Annotated in this window: 11 protein-coding genes; 8 read left to right on the top strand and 3 right to left on the bottom strand. The window is 58.8% G+C overall.

What is annotated here, in order from left to right; translation table 11 throughout:
• Positions 1 to 65: 65 nt before the first annotated feature.
• Positions 66 to 962, bottom strand: coding sequence for a LysR family transcriptional regulator (locus tag ACA064_RS26025; RefSeq protein ID WP_497670687.1), 897 nt, complete (start codon positions 960 to 962; stop codon positions 66 to 68).
• Between the two features lie 107 nt (positions 963 to 1,069).
• Between ACA064_RS26025 and ACA064_RS26020 the strand changes: the two genes are divergently transcribed.
• The 8 genes from ACA064_RS26020 (at position 1,070) to rpoS (ending at position 8,290) form a co-directional block, all read left to right on the top strand.
• On the top strand, positions 1,070 to 2,182 hold the full coding sequence (locus ACA064_RS26020) for an S-(hydroxymethyl)glutathione dehydrogenase/class III alcohol dehydrogenase (protein ID WP_497670686.1): 1,113 nt from the start codon (positions 1,070 to 1,072) through the stop codon (positions 2,180 to 2,182).
• Positions 2,183 to 2,270: 88 nt separating this feature from the next.
• Positions 2,271 to 3,116 carry an S-formylglutathione hydrolase gene (gene fghA / locus ACA064_RS26015; protein ID WP_497670685.1) on the top strand — a complete coding sequence of 282 codons (846 nt, stop codon included), beginning with the start codon at positions 2,271 to 2,273 and terminating at the stop codon, positions 3,114 to 3,116.
• A 53-nt stretch (positions 3,117 to 3,169) separates the two neighbouring features.
• On the top strand, positions 3,170 to 3,643 hold the full coding sequence (gene ispF, locus ACA064_RS26010; protein WP_497670684.1) for a 2-C-methyl-D-erythritol 2,4-cyclodiphosphate synthase: 474 nt from the start codon (positions 3,170 to 3,172) through the stop codon (positions 3,641 to 3,643).
• Positions 3,640 to 4,698, top strand: a complete 1,059-nt coding sequence (gene truD / locus ACA064_RS26005; RefSeq protein WP_497670683.1) for a tRNA pseudouridine(13) synthase TruD — start codon at positions 3,640 to 3,642, stop codon at positions 4,696 to 4,698. The genes ispF and truD overlap by 4 nt, the downstream gene beginning before the upstream one ends.
• Entirely contained in the window at positions 4,686 to 5,435 is a 750-nt protein-coding gene (gene surE / locus ACA064_RS26000) for a 5'/3'-nucleotidase SurE (protein ID WP_150803674.1), read from the top strand. Before truD ends, surE begins: the two co-directional genes overlap by 13 nt.
• Before the next feature lie 41 nt (positions 5,436 to 5,476).
• Positions 5,477 to 6,112: a protein-L-isoaspartate(D-aspartate) O-methyltransferase gene (locus ACA064_RS25995; protein ID WP_497670682.1), complete on the top strand. Its 636-nt coding sequence runs from the start codon at positions 5,477 to 5,479 to the stop codon at positions 6,110 to 6,112.
• Between the two features lie 210 nt (positions 6,113 to 6,322).
• Positions 6,323 to 7,180 carry a peptidoglycan DD-metalloendopeptidase family protein gene (locus ACA064_RS25990; protein WP_497670681.1) on the top strand — a complete coding sequence of 286 codons (858 nt, stop codon included), beginning with the start codon at positions 6,323 to 6,325 and terminating at the stop codon, positions 7,178 to 7,180.
• A gap of 105 nt (positions 7,181 to 7,285) precedes the next feature.
• Positions 7,286 to 8,290, top strand: a complete 1,005-nt coding sequence (gene rpoS, locus ACA064_RS25985) for an RNA polymerase sigma factor RpoS (protein ID WP_497670680.1) — start codon at positions 7,286 to 7,288, stop codon at positions 8,288 to 8,290.
• Positions 8,291 to 8,789: 499 nt separating this feature from the next.
• On the opposite strand, the gene fdxA is transcribed toward rpoS, so the two are convergent.
• Both fdxA and mutS read right to left on the bottom strand, forming a co-directional pair.
• Positions 8,790 to 9,113, bottom strand: a complete 324-nt coding sequence (fdxA, locus tag ACA064_RS25980) for a ferredoxin FdxA (RefSeq protein WP_003222178.1) — start codon at positions 9,111 to 9,113, stop codon at positions 8,790 to 8,792.
• 143 nt (positions 9,114 to 9,256) lie between these two features.
• Positions 9,257 to 11,836, bottom strand: a complete 2,580-nt coding sequence (gene mutS, locus ACA064_RS25975; RefSeq protein WP_497670679.1) for a DNA mismatch repair protein MutS — start codon at positions 11,834 to 11,836, stop codon at positions 9,257 to 9,259.
• Positions 11,837 to 12,005 lie beyond the last annotated feature (169 nt).

The following is a 12,005-nucleotide window of genomic DNA, read 5'->3' as shown; positions in this document are numbered from 1 at the left end:
GCTCCTTGGGGAATGCGTTCGGCGTAGGAGCTGCCGCAGGCTGCGATCCTTTGATCTTCAACCCATCAAACCCGATACTCCGGCCTCTTGGCCAACCCATCTTTCAGATAATCCACCAGCTTGCGCACCTTCGGCGACAGATGCCGCTGCTGCGGGTAAAGCGCCCACACCGCGGTGTTAGGTGGTTGATGGGCCTCAAGCAAAGAAATCAGCGCCCCACTGTTCAAATGCTCAAGCACGTAGTAATCCGGTAACTGACACAGCCCAACCCCTTGCAGCGCCGCATCCAGCACCGCCTGCCCACTGTTGCAACGCCAGTTTCCCTGTACCCGTTGGGAAAATTCCCGCCCGTTCTGTTCCAGTTGCCACATGTCCGAGCTACCGATGAGGCAGTTGTGGCGGCTTAGTTCCGACAAGCTGTGTGGGCGACCATACCGTTCCAGGTAGGACGGCGATGCGCACAGATACATCCGTCGAGGTGCCAGGCGAGTGGCCACCAGTCGCGAGTCTTGCAGGCGGCCCAAACGAATCGCCAGGTCCAGGCCTTCATGTACCAGGTCGAGTTGGCGGTTGCTCAGTTCGATGTCGACTCGCAATTGCGGATAGAGTCCCATGAAGCGGGTCACCAACGGCACGATGAAGCGTTCGCCGTACGCCACGGCGCAGGTCATGCGCAGCATGCCTTTGGGTTCGCTGGTCAAGTCGCTGACTGCGCGCAAGGCTTCTTCGCGACCATCCTGCAATCGTTGGCAGTGCTGCAGGAACGTCTGCCCGGCTTCGGTCAGGGTGACCCGGCGAGTGCTGCGGTAGAGCAGGCGGGTTTGCAGGCGCTCTTCCAGGCGTACAATTTGTCGACTGATATGCGAGGAAGAAACCCCAAGGCGTTCTGCGGCGGCGGTGAATTGACTGCACTCGGCCACGGCGACGAACTCGTCGATGCCTTCCCAGCGGTTGTCGGTCATCAAGGATTATCCCTGTATGGCAATAATGTTTTGCTTTTGTCCGGATTATTCATCGTAAAGCGCTGTATTACACTCCTTGTCTCGTTTTTATTCACTGGAGAATCCACATGATCAAGTCGCGCGCGGCCGTTGCCTTCGAGGCCAAGAAACCCCTCGAGATCGTTGAAGTCGATGTCGCCATGCCCAAGGCCGGTGAAGTCCTGCTGCGCGTGGTGGCCTCCGGTGTTTGCCATACCGATGCCTACACCCTTTCAGGCGCGGATCCGGAAGGCATCTTTCCGTCGATTCTCGGTCACGAAGGTGGCGCGGTGGTTGAAGCGATCGGCGAGGGCGTAACCTCCGTGGCTGTCGGCGATCATGTAATCCCGCTGTACACCCCGGAATGCCGCCAGTGCAAATTCTGTCTGTCAGGTAAAACCAACCTCTGCCAGGCGATCCGGGCGACCCAGGGTAAGGGCTTGATGCCCGATGGCACATCGCGTTTCTCCTACAAAGGCCAGCCGATTTTCCATTACATGGGCACCTCGACTTTCTCCGAGTACACCGTGCTGCCGGAAATCTCCGTTGCCAGGATTCCTAAAGAAGCGCCGCTGGAAAAAGTTTGCCTGCTGGGCTGCGGTGTCACCACCGGCATCGGCGCGGTCCTCAATACCGCCAAGGTAAAACCAGGTGACACCGTCGCCATCTTCGGTCTCGGCGGCATTGGCCTGTCGGCTGTCATCGGCGCGGTCAAGGCCAAGGCCGGGCGGATCATTGCCATCGACATCAACCCGGCCAAGTTCGAGATCGCCAAGCAGCTGGGTGCCACCGATTGCGTGAACCCGAAAGATTTCGATCGTCCGATTCAGGAAGTTATCGTCGACATGACCGACGGCGGCGTCGACTTTTCCTTCGAGTGCATCGGCAACGTCCAGTTGATGCGTGCTGCACTTGAGTGCTGCCACAAGGGGTGGGGCGAGTCGGTGATCATCGGTGTTGCCGGTGCCGGCCAGGAAATATCCACCCGTCCATTCCAGCTGGTCACCGGTCGCGTCTGGCGCGGTTCGGCATTCGGCGGCGTGCGTGGTCGTACCGAGTTGCCGAGCTATGTCGAAATGGCCGAGACCGGCGAAATCCCCCTGGATACTTTCATCACCCACACCATGGGCCTGGAAGATATCAACAAGGCATTCGACCTGATGCATGAAGGCAAGAGCATCCGTAGCGTCATTCATTTCTGAGGAGCAGCTGCAAGCTTCAAGCTTCAAGCGGCAAGCCGATCGCATCGGCTTGGCGTTTGAGGTTTGGGCTTCCAGTGGGGAGTTTGTTATGAGCCTGGAAAATATCTCCTGCCAGAAAAGCTTCGGCGGCTGGCACAAACGCTACAGGCATCGCTCCGACGTGCTCGGCTGCGACATGGTGTTTGCCGTGTACCTGCCGCCGCAAGCGGAGCAGGGCGGCAAATTGCCGGTGCTGTACTGGTTGTCTGGCCTGACCTGCACCGACGAGAACTTCATGCAAAAGGCTGGCGCCATGCGCATGGCCGCCGAGCTGGGGCTGATCATCGTTGCGCCGGACACCAGTCCTCGCGGCCCCGATGTGCCGGGTGATCCGGATGGCGCCTGGGACTTCGGTCTCGGCGCCGGGTTCTATCTGAATGCCACCCAGGAACCCTGGTCCCGGCATTATCGGATGCATGACTATGTCGTGCAGGAATTGCCGGCATTGGTCGAAGCGCATTTCCCGGCGTCGGACAAGCGCGGCATCAGCGGTCATTCCATGGGCGGCCACGGTGCACTGGTCTGTGCCTTGCGCAATCCGGGGCGTTATCAGTCGGTGTCGGCGTTCTCGCCAATCAATAATCCGCTGGACTGCCCCTGGGGTCAGAAGGCCTTTTCCCGCTACCTGGGGGAAGACCGATCGAAGTGGCGCGAGTGGGATGCCTGCGCGTTGATTGCCGAGGCAAACGAGAAGCTGCCGCTGCTGGTGGATCAAGGCGATCGCGACGATTTCCTGGCCACCCAGCTCAAGCCTGAAGCCTTGCAACAGGCGGCGAAACTGGCCAGCCATCCGCTGACGTTGCGCCTGCAACCCGGCTACGACCACAGCTATTTCTTCATCGCCAGCTTCATCGAAGATCACCTGCAGCATCATGGGCAAGCTCTAGGCGCCTAATGTCGGACAAAGCAGGTAGAATCACGCCCTGACAAAAATCGGGGCGTTTTTTTATGCGTATTGGCCACGGCTATGATGTGCACCGTTTCGCTGAAGGCGATTTCATTACTCTGGGCGGTGTGCGGATTGCCCACAGCTTCGGGCTGCTCGCTCACTCCGACGGTGACGTCCTGCTGCACGCCTTGAGCGATGCCTTGCTCGGCGCCGCCGCGCTGGGCGATATCGGCAAGCACTTCCCGGACACCGACCCGCAATTCAAGGGCGCCGACAGCCGCGCGTTGTTGCGTCACGTGGTTACACTGATCCATGCCAAAGGCTGGAAAGTCGGCAATGTCGATAACACCATCGTTGCCCAGGCGCCGAAAATGGCCCCGCATATCGAATCGATGCGCGCGCTGATTGCCGCGGATCTTCAAATTGAGTTGGATCAAGTGAACGTGAAAGCTACCACCACCGAAAAGCTCGGCTTTGTCGGTCGCGAAGAAGGCATTGCCGTGCACTCCGTTGCCTTGTTGCTGCGCGCATGAACGAACTGCAATTGCTCGGCCCGCGGGCCTATGGCCAAGCCCTCGGCACCGCGGTGCTGAAAGCGACCGCGGAAGATTTCCAGGTCGATGAAGTCCTCGATATTCCCCTGAGCGGCGAAGGCGAACACCTGTGGATCTGGGTGGAAAAACGCGGTCTGAATACCGAAGAAGCGGCGCGGCGGATTGCCAAGGCAGCGGGCGTGCCATTGCGCACCGTCAGTTACGCGGGCCTCAAGGACCGTCAGGCGTTGACTCGGCAGTGGTTCAGTGTGCAGTTGCCAGGCAAGGCCGATCCTGATTTGTCGGCGGCGGAAAACGACACGCTGAAAATCCTCAAGACCGGCCGGCACAAACGCAAGCTGCAACGCGGTGCCCACTCGGCGAATGGGTTCACCTTGCGCCTGACCCGGTTCGCCGGTGACAAGGCGGCGATCGAAGAGCGTCTGCAATTGATCGCCAAACAAGGCATCCCCAACTATTTCGGCGCCCAGCGCTTCGGGCATGACGGCGGCAACCTGGGCGATGCTCGTGATTGGGCCGCACGCAAGGCCCTGCCGGAACAGCGCAACGTGCGTTCGCGCCTGTTGTCCACTGCCCGCAGTTTTCTATTCAACCAGGTATTGGCGGCGCGCGTCGCCGACGGTACCTGGCAGCATGCTCAAGTTGGCGATCTGCTGGCCTTCACCGACAGCCGAAGCTTTTTTCCGGCGGGCGTTGCCGAGTGCAGCGATCCACGTCTGGCGATTCTCGACCTCCATCCAACCGGACCGCAGTGGGGCGAAGGTGACTCGCCGGCGACTGGCGCTGTCCATGATCTGGAGCAGCAAATCGCCGCTCGTGAAGCGGATTTGCGCGATTGGTTAATTAACGCCGGAATGAGCCACGAGCGACGGATCCTGCGGCTGCCCATTGGCGGGTTGACGTGGCATTATCCCGAACCTGACATTCTGCAACTGGAATTCGTCCTGCCGGCCGGATGCTTCGCCACCGTATTGGTGCGCGAACTAGTCGATCTGGTGCCTGTGGGGCAGACGGACAACCCATGCGTATTCTGATTTCTAACGACGATGGGGTAACAGCACCCGGTCTCGCCGCGCTTTATGCTGCGCTGGCGGATTACACCGAATGCGTGGTTATCGCCCCGGAGCAGGACAAAAGTGGCGCCAGCAGTTCGCTGACGCTCGACCGTCCGTTGCATCCGCAAACCCTGGCCAACGGTTTTATCAGCATCAACGGGACGCCGACCGATTGCGTGCACCTGGGCCTCAATGGCCTGTTGGAGCAACAACCGGACATGGTGGTTTCCGGGATCAACCTGGGTGCCAACCTGGGCGACGACGTGCTGTATTCCGGTACCGTCGCCGCTGCACTGGAAGGGCGTTTCCTGGAGCTGCCATCGTTCGCCTTTTCGTTGGTGTCGCGCCAGGTCGAGAACCTGTCGACCGCCGCGTACTTCGCGCGCAAACTGGTAGCGGCTCATGCCCAGCTGGAGTTGCCGCCGCGTACGGTGCTGAATGTGAATATCCCCAACCTGCCTCTCGATCACATTCGTGGCATTCAGCTGACCCGCCTGGGCCATCGTGCCCGTGCTGCGGCACCGATGAAAATGGTCGATCCGCGGGGCAAGGCCGGCTACTGGATTGCAGCGGCAGGCGACGCCGAAGACGGCGGTCCGGGCACTGACTTTCATGCGGTGATGCAAGGTTATGTTTCGATCACCCCGTTGCAGCTCGATCGCACCTTCAACGATGCCTTCAGTAGTCTCGATGGCTGGTTGGAGGGGCTGAACTGATGCGGCGTGAACCAGACGACCTGATGCGCCGAGGTATCGGTATGACTTCTCAACGAACCCGCGAGCGCTTGATTCAGCGGCTGTACGAGGAAGGTATTACCAACACCCAGGTGCTGGAGGTGATCCGTCGTACCCCGCGTCATATGTTCGTCGATGAGGCACTGGCGCACCGCGCCTATGAAGACACCGCGTTGCCCATTGGCCATAACCAGACGATTTCCCAGCCGTATATGGTGGCTCGCATGAGCGAGCTGCTGCTGGAAGCCGGTCCCCTGGACAAAGTGATGGAGATTGGTACCGGATCGGGTTATCAGACGGCGGTGCTGGCACAACTGGTTGAGCGGGTGTTTTCGGTCGAGCGGATCAAGGTGCTGCAGGATCGCGCCAAGGAACGCCTGGTGGAGTTGAAGCTGCGCAACGTGGTGTTCCGCTGGGGCGATGGCTGGGAAGGCTGGCCGGCGCTGGCTCCCTACAACGGCATCATCGTCACCGCCGTCGCCACCGATGTTCCTCAAGCCTTGCTCGATCAACTGGCTCCCGGAGGGCGCCTGGTGATCCCGGTCGGCGCAGGTGAAGTGCAACAATTGATGTTGATCATCCGTGAAGAACAGGGCTTCTCTCGGCATGTACTGGGCGCCGTGCGCTTCGTGCCCCTGCTCAACGGGCCATTGGCCTGAGTATTTGTTTAATAGCGATGAATTCTGTTTGGTCGCGTTTGTCTTACAGCGGGACTGTTCGGATAAACGCGATTGAACGCCAGTCAGCGGCCGTATGCTGCTCCGGAGTGCGCTTTGTCAGCGGTAAACCCGGAGCGGACGGTTATACTGGCGACACTCCAGGCCTGAACAGGCAATCTTTATTATCAGCCACCACATAGGGAGCGGCGGGTGAGTCTCACAGTCATTGCGCAGCGTATGGATATAACAAGCTTTCAGCGACTGGTGATTGGCCTTGTCTTGAGTACCATGCTGGTTGCGTGCTCCAGCAAACCTTCAGGTAGCGCGGGAGTGGTCGACCGCAATAACGCGGCGGCCCAGCGGCCAGCCGTGACCACTGGCCAGTATGTTGTTCGCCGCGGCGATACGTTGTTCTCGATCGCCTTTCGTTATGGCTGGGACTACAAGGCCCTGGCGGCACGCAACAATATTCCGGTGCCTTACACCATTCACCCGGGTCAGACGATTCGCTTCGACGGCCGTTCAGGCTCAACGCCGACAGCGGTGGTTACCAAGGTCGATTCAACACCATCTTCTGCCAGTAAAACCACGGTATTTCGTCGCCCGGTCGGTGCTGCCGCCGGCACAGCAGTCGGCCCTGCATCCAGCGTTGCGAGCAAACCGGCAGCGCCTCCATTCGCGCCTGCCGGGCCTGCGCCCACTGGCTGGGGCTGGCCTTCCAGCGGTATTTTGATTGGTAAATTCTCTTCAAACGGAAGTTTGAATAAAGGCATTGATATCGCCGGAGATTTGGGACAGCCTGTTTTAGCTGCGTCTGATGGCACGGTTGTATACGCCGGGAGTGGCTTGCGGGGCTACGGCGAATTAGTCATTATCAAACACAGCGATACTTACGTAAGTGCTTACGGCCACAACCGTAGGCTTTTGGTTCGGGAGGGGCAGCAGGTCAAAGTCGGACAGGCTATTGCCGAAATGGGGTCAACTGGAACAGACCGGGTGAAACTGCACTTTGAGATTCGCCGTCAGGGTAAACCTGTAGATCCGCTGCAATTCTTGCCACGTCGTTGATCGGTTACCAGCCTGTTCCCTTGCGTAGGAGGAACAGGCTCCAGCGTTGCCAAGGATAAAGGCGTCGCTTGAGCTTGAGGTCGAACTCACCAAAGGACTATAACAATGGCTCTCAGTAAAGAAGTGCCGGAGTTTGACATCGACGATGAGGTTCTCCTGATGGAGACCGGCGTCGCTACGGATACGATGCCGAATGAGGGGGCTGTTACACCCTCGGTTCGCGCTAAATCCAAACACTCCGCTTCACTAAAGCAGCACAAGTACATCGATTACACCCGGGCGCTCGATGCGACCCAGTTGTATCTCAATGAAATCGGTTTTTCCCCCTTGCTCTCCCCGGAAGAAGAAGTTCATTTTGCACGCTTGTCGCAAAGTGGTGATCCGGCTGGGCGCAAACGCATGATTGAGAGCAACCTGCGGCTGGTGGTGAAAATCGCTCGACGCTACGTTAATCGTGGGCTATCACTGCTCGACCTGATCGAAGAGGGCAACCTCGGTTTGATCCGTGCAGTGGAAAAATTCGATCCGGAACGCGGCTTCCGCTTTTCGACCTACGCAACCTGGTGGATTCGTCAAACCATCGAGCGTGCGATCATGAATCAGACCCGAACCATTCGGTTGCCGATTCATGTGGTCAAAGAGCTCAACGTCTACCTGCGGGCTGCACGTGAGCTGACACAAAAGCTCGATCATGAACCTTCCCCTGAAGAAATCGCCAACCTGTTGGAAAAACCAGTGGGAGAGGTCAAGCGCATGCTGGGCCTCAACGAACGGGTTTCTTCGGTCGACGTTTCCCTTGGCCCGGATTCGGATAAAACCCTGCTCGATACCTTGACTGATGATCGTCCAACCGACCCTTGCGAGTTGTTGCAGGACGACGATCTGTCACAGAGCATTGATCAGTGGCTCTCGGAACTGACGGACAAGCAGCGTGAGGTGGTGATACGCCGCTTCGGGTTGCGCGGTCACGAGAGCAGCACACTGGAAGACGTAGGCCTGGAGATTGGTCTGACCCGCGAGCGGGTGAGGCAGATTCAGGTTGAAGGCCTCAAACGCCTTCGAGAAATCCTGGAGAAGAACGGCCTGTCGAGTGAGTCGCTGTTCCAGTAAGCGGAGCGCGTCACTCGACAATAAAAAGCCCCGACTGGCTCGGGGCTTTTTATTGGGCTCAAGATCACCGAATGACAGGACGCTGGCCTTTCGGTCTTTCAGGTTTAGTCTTCAGGTGGTGTAGGTCTTTGCCTACTCTCTCGTACGTGTTTGGTTTTCTTGTCTGAGGGCAGGGGTCCATTGAACTCGGCGTTTTTTCTTATTGGTTTGATTTTGAAGCTTTTTTTTAAAGTGCCGCGGTGAACGCTCAAGCATTGTCGGGCCCGGCGCAGTGATTGCGCTTGGCGGGGAACCTTCTAGTATCAGTGTTGTGTCAAGGGACAGGCACAGCCATCAAGGATGATGGTCAAAGGACATCGCAGGAAGCGATTCATCAGGACGATGAAAAGGAACACAGGGACTAAGGAAAAATGTGGGCGGGTCAAACCGCCCCTTTTTTTTTGCCTGTCCTACAAAGCAAAAAGGCCCACAAGGGGCCTTTTCCAGCACACGGCATATATCAGCGTTCGAGGTCTTTGATCTTGCCCTTAACGCCATCCCACTCTTCTGCATCCGGCAGCGATTCTTTCTTCTCGGTGATGTTGGGCCAGATTTCGGCCAGCTCAACATTCAATTGAATGAATTCTTGCATATCTTCCGGAACTTCATCTTCGGAGAAAATGGCCACTGCAGGGCATTCTGGCTCGCAAAGCGCGCAGTCGATGCACTCATCCGGGTGAATTACCAGGAAGTTCGGTCCTTCGTAAAAGCAGTCCACCGGACAGACTTCTACGCAGTCGGTGTACTTGCACTTGATGCAGTTGTCGGTGACGACGAAGGTCATTTCTAGTTCTCTCCTCAGGCGGCGGCAGCGGAGCCCCTACAGGACGGGGTTCGCCAGGTTCGGGAGCGATAGTCTGCAGACCAGGCTAATAGCCTGCAGCATCCCAAACCGCGCGAGATTCTAACAGCTTGTACCGTTATGCGTTAGATCCGTGTCTTCAATGTATAGAGCATTTCCAGTGCTCTGCGCGGAGTCAAGTCATCCAGGTCAAGCTTGGCCAGTTCATCCAGCACCGGATGTGGCAGGCTGGCGAACATATCGCTTTGCTGTGGGACGGATGCCTTGCTCTTTGTAGGACTTGGCGCTTCATGGGGCAGGCTGTTGGTTTCCAGACGGCTCAGATGCTCGCGAGCCCGTACGATCACCTCCGTGGGTACACCGGCCAGTTGGGCAACCGCCAAGCCGTAGCTCTGGCTGGCAGGGCCGGGCAGAACGTGGTGCAGGAAGACGATCCGCTCGTTGTGCTCGGTGGCATTGAGGTGAACGTTGGCCACCAGTGGTTCGTTTTCCGGCAGTACGGTCAATTCGAAGTAGTGGGTGGCAAACAGCGTGTAGGCGCGCAAATGGGCGAGGCATTCGGCTGCAGCCCAGGCCAGGGACAGACCGTCGAAGGTGCTGGTGCCGCGACCGACTTCGTCCATCAGCACCAGGCTGCGTTCGGTGGCGTTGTGCAGGATGTTCGCGGTTTCGCTCATCTCGACCATGAAGGTCGAACGTCCGCCGGCCAGGTCATCGCTGGAGCCGATCCGGGTAAAAATCCGGTCCACCAGGGACAGCTCACAACTGGCGGCCGGTACGAAGCTGCCGATGTGCGCCAGTAACACGATCAGCGCGGTCTGGCGCATGTAAGTGGATTTACCACCCATGTTCGGACCGGTGATCACCAGCATCCGGGTACTGTCATCCAGGTTCAGGTCGTTGGCCACGAATGGCGTGGTCAGTACTTGCTCGACCACCGGGTGACGGCCCTGGGTGATGCGCATACACGGCTCGCTGACGAAGCGCGGGCAGTTCAGGTCCAGGTTCAGTGCACGCTCGGCGAGGTTACTCAGCACGTCCAGCTCGGCCAGTGCCGCGGCGGTGTCCTGCAGCGGCGGCAATTGGGCAATCAGGTCTTCGAGGAGTGCTTCGTAGAGCATCTTCTCCCGCGCCAGGGCGCGGCTCTTGGCCGACAGCGCCTTGTCTTCGAAAGCCTTCAATTCCGGCGTGATGAAACGCTCGGCACCTTTGAGGGTCTGGCGGCGAATGTAGTCGGCTGGCGCCTGTTCGGCCTGTTTGCTCGGTAACTCGATGAAGTAACCGTGAACTCGGTTGTAGCCGACCTTGAGGTTCGCCAGGCCGGTGCGGGCCTTCTCCCGCGCTTCGAGATCGATGAGGAACTGCCCGGCGTTCTCGCTCAGCGATTGCAGGTCATCCAGTTCGGCGTCGTAGCCGGTTTTCAACACGCCGCCGTCACGGATCACCGCTGGCGGGTTGTCGATGATGGCTTTTGCCAGCAGCGCCGCCAGTTCCGGGTAAGTGCTGGTGGTCGTAGCCAGTTGGTTGAGGTGGGGTGCCTCGAGTTCGATCATCGCCACTTGCAGTTCCGGCAAGGCCGCCAGCGCATCGCGCAGACGCGCCAGATCCCGTGGGCGGGCGTTACGCAGGCCGATCCGGGCAAGGATCCGTTCGATATCGCCGATTTCCTTGAGCTGCGGTTGCAGCTTTTCGAAGCGATAGTTATCCAGCAGACAGGTGATCGAGGTCTGCCGCGCCTGCAGGATCTGCAAGTCACGCAGCGGACGATTCAACCAGCGGGTCAATAGACGGCTGCCCATGGCGGTCTGGCAACGATCCACCACCGATTGCAGGGTATTGTCGCGGCCACCGGCAAGGTTGGTGTCCAGCTCCAGGTTGCGCCGGCTGGCGCCGTCCAGCACCACGGTGTCGTCCAGGCGTTCATGGCGCAGGCGGCGCAAGTGCGGCAGGGCAGTGCGCTGGGTTTCCTTGGCATAGCTGAGCAGGCAGCCGGCAGCGCCGATAGCCAGGGTCAGGTTCTCGCAGCCGAAGCCTTTCAGGTCCTGAGTCGAGAACTGCTGGCAGAGGCTTTTGAGCGCCGAATCCCGCTCGAAATCCCACGGTGCACGACGGCGTACACCACGGCGCTTCTCGGCCGGCAGGTCCTTTGGCCAGTCATCCGGGATCATCAGTTCGACCGGGTTGACCCGCTCCAGCTCCGCCAACAGGTTTTCCCAACCTTTGATTTCCAGAACCGTGAAGTTCCCGCTGGTGATGTCCAGCACGGCCAGGCCGAACAGACGTTCATCGCCCAGTACGGCGGCGATAAGGTTGTCCCGGCGTTCGTCGAGCAGCGCTTCATCGCTGACCGTGCCTGGAGTAATGATGCGCACCACCTGGCGGTCCACCGGGCCTTTGCTGGTCGCTGGATCGCCGACCTGCTCGCAGATCACCACCGACTCGCCGAGTTTCACCAGCTTCGCCAGATAGCCTTCGGCGGCGTGATAAGGAATCCCGCACATCGGAATCGCCTGACCGGCCGACTGCCCGCGCGCGGTCAGGGTGATGTCCAGCAACTTGGCGGCTTTCTTCGCGTCTTCGTAGAAGATCTCGTAGAAGTCACCCATGCGGTAGAACATCAATTGATCCGGGTGCTGGTTCTTCAGGCGCCAGTACTGCTGCATCATCGGCGTGTGGCTGGATAAGTCTGAAAGTGCTTTATTCATCAGTGGTTTTATGAGCGATTCGTCAAAAGTGGGGGGCAAAAACGGGACCTTTGGCCCGGCTTTTTCGCGATGGGCGCAAGGTTACCACGGGCAGTCCGCCCTTCGCAGGCATGAAGGTGCAGCTCACCTGGGCGCAGGTCTATGCATGATTTATGCAAATCAGCATTTG

This window comes from Pseudomonas sp. LBUM1658 (genome assembly GCF_059716055.1).
The sequence above is the reverse complement of the archived record's forward strand: the minus strand, read 5'-3'. Positions and strand labels throughout refer to the sequence as shown.

Bases quoted from the DNA above. Each gene is read 5' to 3' on its own strand.
- rpoS (WP_497670680.1), top strand. From the start codon at position 7,286: ATGGCTCTCAGTAAAGAAGTGCCGGAGTTTGACATCGACGATGAGGTT.
- ispF (WP_497670684.1), top strand. From the start codon at position 3,170: ATGCGTATTGGCCACGGCTATGATGTGCACCGTTTCGCTGAAGGCGAT.
- truD (WP_497670683.1), top strand. From the start codon at position 3,640: ATGAACGAACTGCAATTGCTCGGCCCGCGGGCCTATGGCCAAGCCCTC.
- ACA064_RS25995 (WP_497670682.1), top strand. From the start codon at position 5,477: ATGACTTCTCAACGAACCCGCGAGCGCTTGATTCAGCGGCTGTACGAG.
- ACA064_RS26025 (WP_497670687.1), bottom strand. From the start codon at position 962: ATGACCGACAACCGCTGGGAAGGCATCGACGAGTTCGTCGCCGTGGCC.
- fghA (WP_497670685.1), top strand. From the start codon at position 2,271: ATGAGCCTGGAAAATATCTCCTGCCAGAAAAGCTTCGGCGGCTGGCAC.
- fdxA (WP_003222178.1), bottom strand. From the start codon at position 9,113: ATGACCTTCGTCGTCACCGACAACTGCATCAAGTGCAAGTACACCGAC.
- ACA064_RS26020 (WP_497670686.1), top strand. From the start codon at position 1,070: ATGATCAAGTCGCGCGCGGCCGTTGCCTTCGAGGCCAAGAAACCCCTC.
- surE (WP_150803674.1), top strand. From the start codon at position 4,686: ATGCGTATTCTGATTTCTAACGACGATGGGGTAACAGCACCCGGTCTC.
- mutS (WP_497670679.1), bottom strand. From the start codon at position 11,836: ATGAATAAAGCACTTTCAGACTTATCCAGCCACACGCCGATGATGCAG.